14 protein-coding genes are annotated in these 16,849 nt (G+C 43.1%); 3 read left to right on the forward strand and 11 right to left on the reverse strand.

The genetic code is table 11. The features are described from left to right. Positions 1 to 303: 303 nt before the first annotated feature. From QM968_RS03495 to QM968_RS03530, 8 genes are all read right to left on the reverse strand, one after another. Complete coding sequence (locus tag QM968_RS03495) at positions 304 to 2,289, reverse strand: FtsX-like permease family protein (RefSeq protein ID WP_414382288.1); 1,986 nt, start codon at positions 2,287 to 2,289, stop codon at positions 304 to 306. Beyond that, positions 2,290 to 3,048, reverse strand: a complete 759-nt coding sequence (locus QM968_RS03500) for an ABC transporter ATP-binding protein (RefSeq protein WP_414382290.1) — start codon at positions 3,046 to 3,048, stop codon at positions 2,290 to 2,292. Between the two features lie 15 nt (positions 3,049 to 3,063). Beyond that, positions 3,064 to 3,192, reverse strand: a complete 129-nt coding sequence (locus QM968_RS03505; protein ID WP_414382292.1) for a hypothetical protein — start codon at positions 3,190 to 3,192, stop codon at positions 3,064 to 3,066. A 113-nt stretch (positions 3,193 to 3,305) separates the two neighbouring features. Then, the gene (locus QM968_RS03510; RefSeq protein ID WP_414382294.1) at positions 3,306 to 4,394 is read right to left on the reverse strand and encodes an AAA family ATPase; all 1,089 of its coding nucleotides are present in this window, start codon (positions 4,392 to 4,394) and stop codon (positions 3,306 to 3,308) included. 4 nt (positions 4,395 to 4,398) lie between these two features. After that, complete coding sequence (locus QM968_RS03515) at positions 4,399 to 5,085, reverse strand: hypothetical protein (protein ID WP_368403768.1); 687 nt, start codon at positions 5,083 to 5,085, stop codon at positions 4,399 to 4,401. Positions 5,086 to 5,093: 8 nt separating this feature from the next. Next, on the reverse strand, positions 5,094 to 6,719 hold the full coding sequence (locus QM968_RS03520; protein ID WP_070450363.1) for a hypothetical protein: 1,626 nt from the start codon (positions 6,717 to 6,719) through the stop codon (positions 5,094 to 5,096). A gap of 15 nt (positions 6,720 to 6,734) precedes the next feature. Further along, positions 6,735 to 7,709 carry a sensor histidine kinase gene (locus tag QM968_RS03525; RefSeq protein WP_414326099.1) on the reverse strand — a complete coding sequence of 325 codons (975 nt, stop codon included), beginning with the start codon at positions 7,707 to 7,709 and terminating at the stop codon, positions 6,735 to 6,737. Beyond that, positions 7,702 to 8,379 (reverse strand): response regulator transcription factor, encoded by a 678-nt coding sequence (locus QM968_RS03530; RefSeq protein ID WP_414382297.1) that lies wholly within the window; start codon positions 8,377 to 8,379, stop codon positions 7,702 to 7,704. Before QM968_RS03530 ends, QM968_RS03525 begins: the two co-directional genes overlap by 8 nt. Before the next feature lie 169 nt (positions 8,380 to 8,548). Here QM968_RS03530 and QM968_RS03535 point away from each other — a divergent pair, with 169 nt between their 5' ends. After that, on the forward strand, positions 8,549 to 9,733 hold the full coding sequence (locus QM968_RS03535) for a DUF2974 domain-containing protein (protein ID WP_414382299.1): 1,185 nt from the start codon (positions 8,549 to 8,551) through the stop codon (positions 9,731 to 9,733). Positions 9,734 to 9,972: 239 nt separating this feature from the next. Here the strand turns inward: QM968_RS03535 and QM968_RS03540 are convergent, their stop codons facing one another. From QM968_RS03540 to QM968_RS03550, 3 genes are all read right to left on the reverse strand, one after another. Then, positions 9,973 to 13,251, reverse strand: coding sequence for a pneumococcal-type histidine triad protein (locus QM968_RS03540; RefSeq protein WP_414382301.1), 3,279 nt, complete (start codon positions 13,249 to 13,251; stop codon positions 9,973 to 9,975). Positions 13,252 to 13,258: 7 nt separating this feature from the next. Continuing rightward, the gene (locus tag QM968_RS03545) at positions 13,259 to 14,194 is read right to left on the reverse strand and encodes a metal ABC transporter solute-binding protein, Zn/Mn family (RefSeq protein WP_414382303.1); all 936 of its coding nucleotides are present in this window, start codon (positions 14,192 to 14,194) and stop codon (positions 13,259 to 13,261) included. A 307-nt stretch (positions 14,195 to 14,501) separates the two neighbouring features. Further along, the gene (locus tag QM968_RS03550) at positions 14,502 to 15,764 is read right to left on the reverse strand and encodes a DUF6287 domain-containing protein (protein WP_414382305.1); all 1,263 of its coding nucleotides are present in this window, start codon (positions 15,762 to 15,764) and stop codon (positions 14,502 to 14,504) included. A 248-nt stretch (positions 15,765 to 16,012) separates the two neighbouring features. Between QM968_RS03550 and QM968_RS03555 the strand changes: the two genes are divergently transcribed. Together QM968_RS03555 and QM968_RS03560 are read left to right on the forward strand one after the other, a co-directional pair. After that, positions 16,013 to 16,534: a DUF2975 domain-containing protein gene (locus QM968_RS03555; RefSeq protein ID WP_371495397.1), complete on the forward strand. Its 522-nt coding sequence runs from the start codon at positions 16,013 to 16,015 to the stop codon at positions 16,532 to 16,534. Between the two features lie 10 nt (positions 16,535 to 16,544). After that, on the forward strand, positions 16,545 to 16,751 hold the full coding sequence (locus QM968_RS03560) for a helix-turn-helix domain-containing protein (protein ID WP_003006064.1): 207 nt from the start codon (positions 16,545 to 16,547) through the stop codon (positions 16,749 to 16,751). The last annotated feature ends 98 nt before the right edge of the window (positions 16,752 to 16,849 follow it).

The following is a 16,849-nucleotide window of genomic DNA, read 5'->3' on the forward strand; positions in this document are numbered from 1 at the left end:
AAAACAATCGCAGTCGGTTTTCGTACAAAAAAGCCCGCTATGAGCAAGCTAAAAAAATTGACAATTCTTTTCTTTGAATAACCTATGCTGGATTATTGTGCAAAAATATCCAAATAATATCTGATTATTATTAGAGTATATTGAAACTTTCCGCTGTGAGAAAAGTGCCTGAAATAATTATGTTTCAGGCACTCGGAATTATTGAGACCTTAGGCTCAATAATTAGTCATGGAACTTCTTCGAAGTTCGCTGACGTCCGTACTCACCTAAGGAAAGTTTCTAATTTAATTTGAGTTTCTTTTCCTAAATCTGCACAATCTTGCGATAACTCCGAGAGGTGATCCAAAAGACAACCAGGTAGGTGATGAGAAAGACAGCACAGACACTAAGGGTTACGATGAGGACTTGGCCACTATTAATGACGCCAAGGACTTTGAGGATCAGGCGGATCATATGGTAGGCAAAGGCCAGGTGGACAAAGGCAAAGATGAGGGGAAGGAAGAAGACGGTCCGCACTTGACGGTTGATGGTCCGTTTGACCTCATCTTCATCAAGTCCCACCTGTTGGAGGATGACAAAGCGGTCACGATCTTCATAGCCTTCTGAGATTTGCTTGTAGTAGATAACGATGACGGTTCCGACCATAAAGATCAATGACAAGAAAATACCGATAAAGAAGATGCCTCCAAAGAGGCTATTCAACTCTGCCACATCATTGGCTCGGTTGCCTCCATAGATAAATGTTCCTTGGGCCTGTTGGCTACTCAATTCATCGATCATCTTGTCATAGCTGGCTGCCAGCTTGAGTTGCTGGTCTTCGCCAACATTGACATTGAAGCCACCGTAGATATTGGTATTGATGGCAAGATCCGGAAACTGAGCGACAAAGGCTGAAAGGTCTGGCACGACCAGGTAATTGAAATCCTCCGTCAGCATGTTAAACATGTTTGGGACATGATCCGTGATAAAATCCTTGGTCACTTCTTCCTTGACTTGGAAGTCTTTCCCATTGATAGTGAACTGCTTTTGCCCTATCAGAGCCTTGTTATGAGCAAAGAGGATGACTTGGTTGCCGGTCAGATCGACTTTTTCTCCGGTCATTTGCTCATAGCTAGCTGCATCAAAGACCATAAAGACGGTTTTAGGAGTGACGCTGCGTTCATCGGCTGGAAAGACTGTGAAATCCGTACCCTTTTGTGATTTGACCCCAAAGTTGGCATAGGTCATCAGATCGCGATTTTTGATCTCAAGATGATGCTCAGAAGCAAACTCATCAAATTTCTGATTGATTTGCTCCAGGTCTACCCCTTTTCCTTGGACAGAGAAATCATGAGGAGCCATGATCTTCTTGAACATTTCGCCACCGACATAGATGTTAGTGGCAGCAGAGATCGTTACCAATACCATGGTTGAGAGGATGGCTATAGTCGCAAGCCCCACCGCATTTTTCTTCATGCGATAGATAAGGTTAGAGACCGAAATCATGTTGTTGGGTTGGTAATAATAGTTCTTCTTTTTCTTAAGCAGATGCAAGAAGACGGTGATCCCAGCATTAAAGAGCAGGTAGGTCCCGATCATAACCAAGACAACGGCTAGAAAGAAGATCAAAATCGCAGAGATGGGGTCTTTGACAGACAAAGCCAGGTAGTAGCCAAAACCGAGAGAGACTAAGCCCAGGATAGTTTGGGGCCACAAGAAGCGGGCTTTCTTTTCGCCACTAGCCTTCTCACGCGTCAGTTGTAGGGCATTCAAACGGAGAATGCGCCAAGCATTGAGAAGGACCAAGAGGGCAAAGATGAGACCAAAGGTGACAAAGACCAAGATGACAATCCCAGGTTGGAAGGTAGATACCAGCTGAACCTTCATCTTCATCAGTTTCAAGAGAAAGGCAAAGATCAGCTTGTCAAAGAGAGCCCCGATCAAGACACCGGCTGAGATAGTCACAAAGCCAAAGATCAAGAGTTCCTTGAAGATCATGCTGATGAGATGGCGTTTCTCAAGGCCTAGCATACTGTAAATTCCCAACTCCTTGGAGCGGTTTTTCATGACAAAGCTATTGGCATAGAGCACGATGATAGCCCCCGCAACATTTACCACGAACAGTCCCAATCCAAGGGTGAAGAGGATGGGAGATCCCCCTCGAAGCTCGTGAATATGGGGATTAAAGGTCAGGGAGTCAAAGAGGTAGGCGATGGTCACTGCGAGAATGACTGCAATCGCAAAGGGATAATAGAGCTTGCGGTTCTTGATCAGATTGGAGCAAGCTAATTTAGTGGTTAATCGAAACATCTACCCCACCTCACTTGCCATGACTGTCAGAGTATCTGAGATTTCTTGGAACATCTGACGCTCTGTCTTTTCTCCGCGGAAGATCTGGTTGTAGAGAATTCCGTCCTTGATAAAGAGCACGCGCTTGGCCCGAGCTGCCGCTGCGGTTGAGTGGGTCACCATGAGGATGGTTTGTCCCATTGTATTAATATCTTCAAAGACATCAAGCAACGCAGCTGAAGACTTGGAATCTAGCGCCCCTGTCGGCTCATCAGCAAGGAGGATTTCAGGTGAAGTGATGATGGCCCGTGCTACAGCCACCCGTTGCTTTTGCCCACCAGAGATTTCGTAAGGATATTTCTCAAGAAGTTGGTGAATGCCCAACTCCCTACTGACGCTATCCACCTTACTCATCATTTCCTTGACGGGTCTGCGAGAAAGGACCAAAGGTAAGAGGATATTGTCCTTGACGGACAAGGTATCGAGCAGGTTAAAGTCTTGAAAGACAAATCCTAGTTTTTCCCGACGAAAGCTCGAGGCATCCTTGTTCTTGATGGTCGAGGTATCGGTACCGTTGAGGTAGACCCGTCCTTCGGTCGGCTGGTCCAGCATGGCTAGGATATTGAGGAGTGTCGATTTCCCGGACCCTGATTCCCCCATGATGGCGACGTATTCCCCTTTTTCCACGGTAAAATGAATGTCCTTTAAGGCTTCGACCTGGGTTCCTTGGAAGCGGGTTTTGTAGATTTTTTTGATGTGTTGAACGTCTAGCAATGACATACTTTTCTCCTTTTACTAGTAGATCAAGAAAAATTCTTGGGTTTGGTGTAGGACTTGGCGACCAAATTCCACCTTTTCCAAATCAGTTTGCTCATTTGGTTTCTTAATCTTTTTGGGTTGTTTCATCCATTTCAAGAGTTTCATTTTCTTGACCTCCTTCATTTGATGAGACTATTGTATAAAAAATAAAAGGCGGCTACCATAACCTAACCTTTCATTTTACCGTTTATTTCTTACATTTTTGTAAGATGGAGATTCTATGCCTCAAAATCACACGATCTAAGTAATGACAAAACTGCTATATCATTTATCTTTGCTTTATCTAATCTAACAGATTGATTCATTACGAGATTTTCATATATATTTCGAACAAATCTTCCATTCGAAAAGTTCTTCTCATCATTTAGGATACTTGTTTTAAAATAATTGATCAATTTCAACTTCAGATTATCACTTAATCTATAGTCATCCTTTTGACACAAAAATTCTAATATTTTCAATAGTTCATCTGGTACATAATTCTCAAATTCAATGAAGTAATTAAATCTAGATTTCAACCCGGGATTTGAAGAAAAGAACTGTTCCATTGGTCTCGTATAGCCGGCAACAATCACAACTAAATCATCTCGATAATCTTCCAAGGCCTTGGTTAATTCTGTTAAGCATTCTCTACCATAAGAATCGGAATTTTCATTTTCAGTAATGCTATAAGCCTCATCGATAAATAGAACTCCTCCTTTTGCTTTCTCAATCACATTTTTGACCTTCAAAGCAGTTTGTCCTTGATATCCTGCAATTAAATCTGTTCGTGAAACCTCAATAAAGTGACCTTTAGATAACAAACCGAGTTGTTTATACATTTTTCCAACAATACGAGCTACTGTTGTTTTTCCTGTTCCTGGGTTACCTGTAAATGCCATGTGCAAAGTTCTATTCGGAATTTTCATTCCTTTTTCTTTCCTTACCTTTTGTATTCTTTGATAGGAAATCAGATGATTAACTTCTTCTTTGACATTTTGTAAACCAACTAATCGGTCAAGTTCTTTTTTTAAATCATCAAGTGAGCATTCTTCCGTCACTTGCTCATTTTTATTTTGTTTATAACCTTTTAGACTTACATAGCCTGCATATTTCAAAAGCGATTCTGACAATTGATTTGCTAGAGTGGCGATCTTTTGAGAACCCTCTTGTTTTTCAATAACTAAGTATTGCAAAATATCAATGACTAATTTTTCAGAGTAATCATTGAGCAAAATAATTACACGTTCAAGAAATTTTCCTTTTGAATCTGTTTGGATATCAAATTTTTTTGCTAGTTCAATTAATTCATCCTGATAACGGCTCATTTGCTTACCTCATCAATAAAATGATCAAAGTCACAACAGCAACCCCAGTAGCTATGCCTGTCAAAGCAAAAGAAGCTATTAGTTTATTTGATAGAATATTCAGTTGACTTTTTACAGAATCTAATTCATTCTTTAACTGACTAATTTCTGTGCTTTCATCCTTCAAATCACTAGAAGGTTTTTCCAAAGTCTCAACTCTATTCTCAAGTTGTTCAATAAGACCGATAAGTTGACTAGAATCAATTTCAGATAATTGATTTGACACATTTTCTTTAAACTGTTTTAAGGCGATTAAGGTAGCTTTTTGTTTCTCAATCGTCTGATCAATTCGCTCTTGCTCTATTAAAATCTTTTCATTTGTTTTTTTGATCGCAGAAACAGAAGTTAGTATAGCCTGAATGTAATCCTTATCCAATGCTTCTAAAGCTTTATAAACTTCACCAAATTCTTCAATTAAGTTTTGATCACGATCATAAACCTTTGAAAAATACTTCTGAAGTTTTTCAATCAATGAATTGAGTTCTTTCCCAGTCACTCCGTGTTCAGCCCACTCTAATCCAAAGATATCTTCATGTGTACGAACTTTATCAAACTTTAACTCTTCTACATCTTGTTCAGCAAATTTTTTCAATTGTTCTTTTGCTGCATTAAAATCATGATTACTGACTTGTAAGTCAAATTCCTTTTCCATAATAACTCCTAATCTGTTAACTCTGCCAACAAGGCGTCGATTTCTGTAAATTCATTGTCATTTTTTTCTTTTTCTTCAAGTAAGAAAGAAAGCTCATCCCGCATTATTTCTGCTGCTTGCTGATGTCGATCCCCCATTTGACTCAAAGACTTCATTTTATCCACTTGAACAAGCGCCATTCCAACCGCATTCATTTGGTCTTGTACAATCAGTTTATTATTGTATTTATCAATTTTTTTATTTGTTAATTCATCAATCTGCTTGTCGACAATCATTTGATCAATTAATTTCAAGACAAATGCACCGGCTATACCAGCTACTGTTGCCCCCATAAATGTACCGATCAGGCCAGACAAACTTCCTAGCAATGGAATTTCTACACCAAGTGGAGGAAAAATAGATAACAAAGTTGCTCCAATCGCACTACTTAAAACGATCGCTCCAGCAGCTGTTACTCCTGCAACAATAATTTTTCCTATCTCAAGCATTTTAACACTTGTACTTTTATTTTTATTTTCTGGATTTTTTAAATAGTCAATCGCATCGGTAAGAGATCGCCAACCTTGCTGAATAAATGTCCAAACTTGCATAAATGTTCCAACTACAGGCCCAATGATGGAAGTTGCTAACATGGTAACCATTGATTGCCCAACACCAAGAACATGATGAGAAAGATTGGACATAAAGTTTGAAATTGCTTCCTTTACTTTTGCAATGAAGGTTCCGAAATTCTTCTCTTTTTCACCTAACCAAGAAATAAACTTCTTAACAATTTCCCTCAAAAATTCTGTTAACAATTGAAGTACAGCAGCTTTTAAAGCTTTCCCTGTCACTTTCAAAGCCTCTTTACGTCGTGATTTTTTACCGGATTGTATTGCAATATTTTCATTCTCTGCTTTTCTATTTTTTAGTTCCTCTCTAGCCTCCTGATCATCTTTTTCTAATTGTTTTCTGTCAATATTAAAACGTTCTTCCGGCTTCAACCCATTCCTTTCAGAGTTCAAAAACTCTTTCATAGTTTTATCACCCTTGGACATATTTGCAGATGCATCTAAATCATGCAAGTTTTTAGAACTATTGGCAAATTCTTTAACTTGCTCTTTTGAGAAAAATGTAGCCATTTCAATATCATTTAGTTGTTCTTTAATAGAAACTGTATGATCTTTATGAATAGCAGCGGACCCCATATCTCTTCCCTTATCAAAAAATTTACGCGCATCCTTTTTTAGAACTCTTTCTCCTTTTTTATTAGTAGTAAAATTATCTTGCCACTTGTCATATCTTTCTTGATAATTAACATCTCGATTATGAGTTGCAAAGTTTCCTTTTTCAAAATTTTCAGCAGTTTGTATATGTGCTTCTTTTCGTAAATCTAGTTTTTGTCCGTTGTTATCTTTAATAAACTCTTCACCAATTTGGACTGCTAATTGATTTTGAACTTGATCCCAAATGATATCTTGAATAGCCTCTTCAAGATACTCGTTATTTTGTAATTTTTCTCTATCTTCCTCAATTGAAGAAAGTTCATCTAAAATATCATTTAACTCAACTTGAAGACTACTTTGTAAATCCATCAAATCGCCATATTCTAATTCATTATTAGTAATCTCTAATATTTCATTTTTATTTTCCATAATAATCCCTTTTTCCTAATCCATGACCAACTTCTTCTCTTCAAAGCGAATAGCGACGGTTGTGCCTTGCCCAACCTCTGAGTGGAGGCTAATCTTGTGGCCCAATTGCTCTGCAATTTTCTTAGACAGATAGAGCCCCAGCCCTGAGGATTGCTGGGTCATGTGGCCATTGTAACCGGAGAAGCCCCGCTCAAAGACACGGAGGACATCGCTATTTTTGATTCCAATCCCGCTGTCTTTTAAATAGAGGGTCTGGTCCTTGAAATAGATCTCAATTCCACCTGTACTGGTATACTTGAGGCTATTGGACAAGAGTTGCTCGATGATCACCAAAAGCCACTTGCGATCGGTAATGACGGCGACATCCAAATCATGCAGGTTCACTGCCAAGTTCTTTTGGATAAAAAAGAGGGCATATTTGCGGACCACTTCTTTGACCAAGTCCTCTAGCGACACGCGCTTTAAGACCAGATCGTCATGAAAACTCTCCAGTCGCAGGTACTGCAGAACCAGATTGGCATAGGAATCAATCTTGAAAAGCTCCTGCTCCATCTGCTGCTTGACAATAGGTGTCTCGACATCTTGGACCAAGAGCTGGCTAGCTGCAATGGGCGTCTTAATCTGGTGAACCCAGAGGGTGTAGTAATCCATCAGGTCATTGAACTTGGCCTGGGCTACTTTGCCTTGCTCCAGGCGCGCCTGCTGTTCTTCTGTATATTTTTCATAAAGGAGATGTTCCAGTGGTGAGGCAAGCTCTATTTCCTCATACAGCAAAGCTTTGCGGTACTCCTGAAAGGTCATAGCGAAATCCCAGATCAAGATACAGAGTGTAAAAAATCCTAGCATCAGAGTCGCATAGAGGAAAACCGTCCCCGTCTCTGGAAAGAGAAAGGCAAAAACCAAATCGACCATCAAAAAGATGACTACTAGATAGAGCAGGCGCCTGCGGGATACCACATACTGCCAAAAGATGTTCCCATATTTATTCATGGATTAACCCATAACCGATGCCTTTCTTGGTTTCGATGAAGTTTGACAAGCCAACCTCTTCTAATTTCTTGCGAAGGCGGGCCACATTGACAGACAAGGTATTGTCATCAATAAAGAAGTCGCTATTCCAGAGCTCTTTCATCATATCATCGCGCGCCACGATACTGCCCGCATGCTCAAACAGGACGCGCAGGATCTGAAATTCATTCTTGGTCAGATTAATGACTTCCCCTTCATAGACTAAATCCATGGACTTAAGATTGAGGATGGCTCCTCGATGCTCCAACAGATTTTGATCCGTCCCGAACTCATAGGAGCGGCGCAAGAGGCCTTGGACTTTGGCAAGGAGGACATTTTGGTCAAAGGGCTTGGTGACAAAGTCGTCTCCACCCATATTGATGGCCATGATAATATCCATGGCTTGATCCCGTGAAGAAAGAAACATGATCGGAACCTTTGAAACCTTGCGAATCTCTTGGCACCAGTGGTAGCCATTGTAGAGAGGCAGGCCAATATCCATGAGGATCAAGTGGGGGTCACTTTCGACAAAGATCCCGAGGACATCCATAAAATCCTCTACTGCGACCACTTCATAGCCCCATTGTTCCAATAATTGTTTGACCTGTTGGCGGATAATTTCATCGTCTTCCACTAAGAGAATTTTATGCATGGCTTTCTTTCCTTCTTTTTTTCTTCTTCCTATTATAACAGATTAAACAGCAGAGAAAAAGGCTGTTTCAGAGGGAAAGAAAAGCTGGGGCCTACTTTCTTGATGGGAGGCGCTTTTTCTACATCCATTTTTGTGCTATACTGAAAGAAATAAGACACGGGAGGCACAGATGTCGACGATTTTTGATTACCTAAAAGAAGTGACCTACGATTCTATATATGACCGTCCCTTCAATGAACTGGATGTTCTCGCATTGACAGAGCTGACCTATCTACCCTTTGGACATATTGTGCCTCAAGGAGATACAACAGGGATTCCAGTGCGCCTGTCTGATGCGATGGAACTGATCGACCGGACAACCGATTTCATCGTGAGTAACCAGCACCTGCAATTAGTCGATGGCTTGGCTACTTCAAAGCGCTTTAAGAACATCAAACTCCTCAACTATGTCGATGAGTACGATCCCGATGTGCAAAAACAGTTCGCGGCCATGACCTATCGGCTTAGTCTGGATGCGTATTTGGTCGTTTTCAGAGGGACTGATGATACCTTGATCGGCTGGAAGGAAGACTTCCACATGACCTATATGGACCATGTCCCATCTCAGAGGCGTGCAGCCAGCTACCTACAAAACGTCATGAAGGAATTTCCTAAAGGGCGCTTCTTAGTAGCAGGTCACTCCAAAGGGGGCAATCTCGCAACCTATGCCTGCACTTACCTGCCGGATTCCTTATTTGAACGGGTCGATGCCATCTACAGCTACGATGCTCCTGGCCTCAACAGGGCCATTATCGAGACCGAAGGCTACCAGCGGACATCCCCAAACATTCTTCGCTTTGTCCCACAAGGATCCATCGTCGGCATGATGCTAGAAGTTCCTGAGCCTGCTACAATCGTAAAAAGCCGAGCTTTTGGTGGCTTTGTCCAGCATGACGCTTTTACTTGGATGATTGAGAAAGATAAATTTGTGACCCTGGATCAAACCAGTCCCGATAGCCAGCAGACCGACGAGACCCTGAAGCAGTGGGTTCGCGAAACATCGGCGGATGATCGCAAGAAGTTCTTCGATACCTTCTTCGGCCTCTTCTTAGATGCAGGCATTACTTCAATCAATGATTTGCGGAACTTGAAAAATTTCTCCAAGATCAAAGAGATCTTTCAAAATGCTCAAGACCTAGATCCTACAGAAAGGGAAATGCTGGAACGTCTAGCCAAGCAACTCCTCGATACCCGTGTCCAAGCTTGGAAAAAATGGCAGACGGTCCCCCGCATCCTGGTTCAAATGGCCGCATTTTTCAAGCGAAAAAAAACAGTAGAGCTTTCCTCGCCACTGCTCTTAGAACACAAGGAGTGAGGCTCAACAACTGAAAAAAGAGACAACTTCTTCTATTCACTAAAACGCAAAAAGAGAGTGGGACAGAAATCGGTAATTCGTTAGATTTCGATTTCGTCGTCCCACCTCCGCACAGTTGAGTAGGGCTGTAAAAGCTGATGAAATCAGCGTATTAGAGCCCACTCAACCACTGCGTCTTGCTCGACAATCCAAAAATAATCGAGAGGCTAGGACTTTTGTCCCAGCCTCTTTTCTATTTTCTATTGGTCCTGAGAAGATGGAGCATCTGGCGTGCCTTCTTCTATAGAAGCTGGGCTTGCAGGCTCTGTTTCTGTCTCAGTTGTGGCAGGCTTGTTCCCTGCTGAAGCTGCTGCTTCTGTTTCTACCGGAGTTTCTGTAGCTACAGGCGTTTCGACCGTGCTAGCTGGTTTCCCCGCTTCGCTTGCAGATGGCACCGCTGCCAACTCTGCCTGAAAGGCTTGGATAGCCTGTAGTAAGGCTGCCTTGTCACTCTTTGGATTAGCCAATTGGTCAAAGAGAGCTTCTAAGCGATCAAATACAGCATCACTAGCCCCCTTTTCCTGCAATTGTTGGTGAAGCGCCATCAATTGGTTATAGAGCTGTTGATAAAGGGCGACATCCCCAATCTGAGGCTCTTCTGTTTGCTTTTGTTTTTGCTTTTCAATAGTGTCACTGATTTCGCGTAACAGAGCTTGTCCACTTGCAATAGCCTTGTCTGGATCTGTCTCATTTCCAAGTTGAGCCAAACTTGCTTCAAAGGCAGTTCGTTTGGCCTGGTCTTCGACTTGTGGCAAGAGCGACTGGATTTGCTCTGAGAGCCCTGTCAGGATGCTGGTTCGTTGACGGGATTCTGTCGCCTTGTCCAACTCTCCATATAAGCTCTTGAGGAAATCATAGACCGCTAAGTTATAAGATGGGGCCTGACTTCCTTTTTGATCCAAAACTGTTTTTTCAATAGGATAGGTTTGGCCTTTTTCTTGAGAGAAGAGCTGGTCAATTGCCTGCTTGGTTTGGTAGAGTTCCATAAAGTGAGCCTTAGCATCCCAGGCTTCTTCAAAGGCTTGGGCCCGATAGAGTTTCAAAGCTAGATCTGCCGCCTTGGTGCGCAGTTCTGGTGTCAAGCGCGCGTCGCTCAAGCTTTGGTAGAAGTACTTGAGATAGTCGACCGAGGTCACACCCGTCCGATCTTGCATCTCCTGAACAGCTTCTAATAGCTTCCCTTCCTGCTCTAAACGCTTGCTGTCCTTGGCAGCATAGGCTTCCTGCAGTTGTGAGACCAACCCTTCCTTCTTCAGTTGGAAGGCTTCTGTGTCTAGCAAGCGCACTTGTTCCAGCAATTCCTGGTATCGACGATCGAGGGCTGTCTCTTCTTTTGGCTTGATCGCTTGAGTGGCATGGATGTATTGCTCATCAACCTGTTTGAGACTGGCCAGGTAGCCTTCCGTCGAGTTGCTTGGGAAACTCTTGACATTTTCCAAGAAGTGGCCCAAGATGAGCTCAATCCGTCGTTGCTGCAATGGATCAGAAGCATAGAGAGTCCGGCTTTCTGCTAAGAGCTGGTTGACCTTGTCCTCTACTGCTTTTTTGTCCAAGTCTCCTTTTTTGTAAGGCGATTGGATGGTAGGAAGGCGATGGGCTAAGTAGTCTGCTAGCCCCGCTGATTGCACCTTGATATAGTGGTTGTGATCGCCATGTGGGATGACAAACTGGCCGTTTTCAATCTGGAGGCTATAAGGAGAAATCCCTGAGCGAAGGGCTGTTGCATAGAGCTCATTGATAAAGTCTAGTTCAGGATTGCCAGTTTCAAGTGGGATCCGGACATGTTCCTTCCGAACGGCATAAGGATGGATGTGGGTCGGATCGTATTCTTGGTCTGGATTGTTAAAGACAAAGAAACCATTGGAAACCTTAATGGCCTCACGAGGGACACCGTAGGTCTTACTGATGTACTGGATCTTTTCCTCATCTGAGGCATCGCGAGAATAGCTGGCAACGTCATCTGTCAGTGGCTGTCCCTTGTCCTCTTCCTTCTTACCAGCTAATACTGCCTCTGCAGCAGCGATTTCTTGAGGTGAGAGGTCCTTTTTATAGAAATAATGGGCATGGTTGCCATGAGCGACCATGTAACCGTCCTCGTCCTTACTGATGACCATGTCTGCGTGGAAGCCATGATCGTGCTCCTCTTCGTGCTCGTGATCATGACTATCCCCATGTTCATGCTCATGACTATCCCCATGTTCATGTTCATGCTCGTGCTCATGGTCAATTGGTTTTGTACTTGGACTTGAAGGCCGGTTTGGACTTGTTTCAGCAGGTGTAGTAGCACCTTGGGCCCGAAGCAGTTGGAATTGCCGCGCCATCTCACGTTCTAAAGGAGATAGGGAGCTATAAGGAATAAAGTGGAAATGATCCCCGTGAGGATAGACAATTCCTTGATCGGTCCACTTGGTGATCTTACTTGGATCAAAGACAGAACCATCAGACTCCACATGACGAGAAGACAGAGGTGTTTTTTGCAATTCTTCCATCAGATTGCTCAGGTTTGGACTCGGTTTGGAAGTAGCCGGTTTAGAAGTCGTTGGTGTCGTCTGTGTATGGGTTGGACTAGCAGACGGCTGACTGCTAGCTTGTTTTCCTAAGCTTGGAGAGGCTTGATTTGGAGTCCCTTGATTCTTATCTGCTTCTACACTTGGGCTAGCTAAGTACGAGCTTCCAGCCTGGTGGCCACTTTGACCGCCTAGAACAGAGAGGGCAGCTGCTAACTCGCCAGCAGATAAGGCACTCTTTGGAATATAATGGTAATGTCCACCATGGGGCACAATGAAGCCATCCCCTGTATCTGAAATGACATCTCCAGGACTAAAGACATAACCATCGTCCGTACGATAGCCTCCTCCTGAATGGTTTTTAGCAGTCAGAGTTTCAAGGGTCTTCCCCTCTTTTAGCGCTTGACTTGGCTGACGGAAGTCACGGGTTTTGCCTGCCTTGTGCGAGGAGCTCGCCTGTACCGATCCCGTTTCCCCTTCTTCTTTAGCGCCTCCTTTTTGTTGTTGAGCGATCTCTTCGATCGAGCGCACATTGACCGTATGCTGAGCATCCTTTAAGTAGAGATAGTATTTCCCAGCCCGTTTGATGATATAGCCATCCTTGACCTTGCTGACAATATCAGCTTCTTGGAGCTGATAAGTTGGATCTCGCAAAATCAACTCCTCACTAAAGATGGCATCAAATGGGACCTTACCACTATAGTAATGAAAATGATCTCCATGAGAAGTGACAAAGCCTTCATCCGTAATTTTGATGACAATCTGCTCCGCTTGAGTCTTTTCCTTGGCATTGACCGCTTCGATGCTGTCTTCCTTTTTGCTGGAGGCAGTCGATGACACTTTCTTTTCTGCCTGTAGATACTGAATCTGATCCTTTTTCTCTTCCTTAGCTTGTGGTTGCTGACTGAGCGCATAGGCACATAGCCCTATTCCCAAAGTTGCTACAATTCCAATCGTTCCCTTTTTCTTCATTCTTGATTTACTCCTCTAATTCCTTGGCTAAAGTCGCCATATTTTCTTCTAAATTTTCTAATAGATCCTTATCGTTTTGCGGATCAGCTTCCAGTGGATCCAAGACTTTGACACGCGCTCCTGTTGCCTTGGCGATACTATCTGCCACTTTTGACGACGTGTGCTTCTCTACGAAGATCGTTTTCACCTGATAATCTTTGACAAACTGCTGGATCTCCGCCAATTGCCGGGCGGTTGGTTCCTGCTCAGGGGAAATCCCTGCAATCCCCAACTGCTTGAGACCAAAGCGTTTGGCCAGATAAGAAAAGGCCGTATGCTGAGTCACAAAAGTCTTTTGCTTGGCCTTGTCAAAGACAGGCTGGTAGCGGGCTACTAGTTTCTCACAGCGCTTTTCAAGCTTTTGGGCATTGGCTTGATAGAGCTCCTTGTTCTTTGGATCGATCTCTCCCAGGCGCTGAGCGATGATCTTTCCTTCTTCTGCAATTTTCGCAGGGTCCAACCAGGTATGCGGGTCATACAGGTGCTTGGTTTCCTTTCCTTGCCCAGCCTCGACATCCTCTAATCCAGCCACCTTATCAAGTGTCATTCCTTGACTACCTTCGATCACCTGTAACTTGGAACCTTGTAGATTAGGATCTAAACGACCAGCCCATGATTCCAGAGTCTGAGAATGATAGACAAATACATCCACATCATAGATCTGAGCCACTTCCTTGGTTGAGGGCTCGTAATCATGAATCCCTGCACCGGACTGAACCATCCAGATGTCATTTTGATCGCCAGAGATTTCCTTGACCAAGGCATAGATAGGATAAAAGCTCGTGACAATTTTGAGACCTTTTTTAGAAGGGGGCTTGCCTGCATTTTCTTGACTAGCACAAGCTGCAAGCAGAAAGAAACTGAGGAACAAGATTCCCAGCACCTTCATTTTTCTCCTTATCATCCTTCACCTCTTTTTTATTTTTGTTAACCAGTTTATTAATTAGTTAATTAACTAGTTAATAATACTGCTAATCATTTGCTTTGTCAAGTCTTTTTTACATTTTTTTCCTTTTAATGCTAGGATCTAACCTTTTACTAGCCTCTGCGACCTTTCCTTGCAGAAAAAAAGAGGCTGGGACAAAAGTCCTAGCCTTTCAATTGTCTTTGAATTGTCGAGCAAGACGCAGTGGTTGAGTGGGCTCTACTGTGCGGAGGTGGGACGACGAAATCGAATTCTAACGAATGACCGATTTCTGTCCCACTCTCTTTTATTGACGGTAAAAATATTGATCAGCTGGGTAGTTGCCTGCAGATTGAGTGAGCACCAGACGTGGCTTGCTGGTGTCAGACTGGTCTCCATCTGGGTTTTGGAAGCCAATTTTCAGTAGTCCAATCGCCGCACCGGTCTCACCCATCTTCATCTCAACGTAAGGGATCTTGCTCTTCTTATCCGAATCCGCAACAGCCTTAAGGCTGCCTTGGCCCTTAACTTTTCCGTCTGCTTGGATGACGATCTCAGCACCTTTGCCATTGCGCCAGGTTCCAGCTAGGCTTGAGAAATCGCCTCCGTTAATGGCCGCAATATCTAGATCCTTCTCACTTTTCACTTGTGGATAGGCTTTCCACCACTCTAAATGGTAATCCCGGAAGGCCACATCTCCAAAGATAATTCGACGCTCTTGCGAAGCCACTCCATCAGGACCTGTCACACCTGGCGGGATCAAGTACAAGATTTGCTCCTGCCCTTGGATCACAGTCCCATTGGCCCCAGTGAAATAAACTTCATAATAGCCTTTGCGTTTCTTAGGCTCTTTTTCCCTATTAAAGAGGTAACTGGCCCGAGTCCCCCCACTCCAGAAGGTCCATCCTGTCTCACCATTTAAAATACTTGGAAAGGCGCTAGCCTTGTTTTGGTAATATTCTTCTGGAGTATAGCCGTAGAGTTTGAATCCTGAAGCTGCGATTTCTTTTTCATAGGAATCATTGGAATAGGCACCTTCAAATGCTGAGAGATCGCCATCAAGGATAACGTCGTTAGGATCTGTCGATTTGAAAAAATCCTCCCGATTGGCAAAGACCATCTCGTGATCGGGATTTTGATCAGACATGGTGACCGTGATCAATGGTTTCTTGTCTGTCTTGTATTTGAAGACACGAACCGTAACGGTAAAATCAGTATTGCCATCAGATTTTTTCATCTTGCCCGTCGCAACTTTATTAGCCCCTTCGACCTTCCAATCGGTGCTAAATTCAGCGGACACCTTGCCATCAGCCGTTTTGTAAGCGATCTTCCAGGCTTTGCCATTTTTCTCGATTTTAGCTTCATCCCGTTCATTGGAAATATAATCCCCACTCAAGTCAATGGGTTTTTCTTTTAGCTTGATGACCTTCTTACTGGTCTGACTAAATTCTTTTTGATGGTCCGGTTGGATGTTAGAGCTAGAATAAAGATAGACTCCTCCAATCAGGACAACAGCTCCGATCAGTCCCAAAATCGGGCCCAGGTATTTTTTCTTCCATTTTAGATTCATTTTACTACCTCCATGGAATAAGATCTTTACACTAGTATACCCTAAATCGAAAGTATAGTAAAATTCCCCTCTACGTAGTGGTTTTCTAGGTTTAAACTGACTAGTTATAGCATAGAATACCTGTTTCTCAAAAATAATATTTTGTTTAACATTATTTTTTTATCGTTTTTCGATACTTTTTTATTGACTAATTTTTTATAAGGAGTATACTATAAGTAAATAATAAAGAAACTTCAAGGAGGCTTGCGATGAAAAACTCGAAAACCCTAAAAAATATCATTGAAGTCTTAACGGCTTTCATTTACTTCTGTGGCTTTATGACCGTGGTAGCACTGGTCATCCACTTGCTTTCCCGGATGGGAGTGTTTAAGGATCTCATTCAATCTGGACGCTTGTCCTTTGAGGTAAATGGCATCCAGCTCTTCCCCAAACATCTGCAACCCCTCTGGCAGTTGCTCTTCCCACTAGCCTCAAGCGCTATTTATATTTTTCTTCTCCTCACTATTCGCAGCTTCCTCCAAAATCTCTATCAAGAAAAGATCTTTTCTCACTCCAACATTGATCTTTGCAACCGAGCTTGGAAGATCCTCTTGGTCTTGTCCTTTATGTCTGGTACACTTGAGACCAATGGCAATGCTTATCTCCTTCCCTTCACCTTCCAATTGACCTTTAACACAGGACTTCTCCTTGCTGTCCCAATTGTCTGGATCCTTGGCAAGATTTTAGAAAGAGGGATTGAGATCGCTGAAGAAAATGAGCTGACCATTTAAGGAGGGGACCATGATTATCGTTAATCTAGATGTCATGCTGGCCAAGCGAAAAATGAAATCCAATGAGCTAGCTGACAAAATCGGCATTACGACAGCCAACCTCTCCATCCTCAAGACAGGCAAGGCCAAAGCCATCCGCTTCACCACCCTTGAAGCCATCTGCAAAGAACTTGACTGCCAACCAGGAGATATTCTGGAATACCGGCCAGATGAATAGCTCATGTACTAAGAAATGTAATTGGAGACTTGCCTTATCGACACAAGAAAAGCACTCCCGCGGGAGTGCTTGAGAGCATAGACAATCTGCTCTTCCTT

The organism is Streptococcus sp. OMI870 (assembly GCF_047460295.1).
Classification (GTDB): domain Bacteria; phylum Bacillota; class Bacilli; order Lactobacillales; family Streptococcaceae; genus Streptococcus.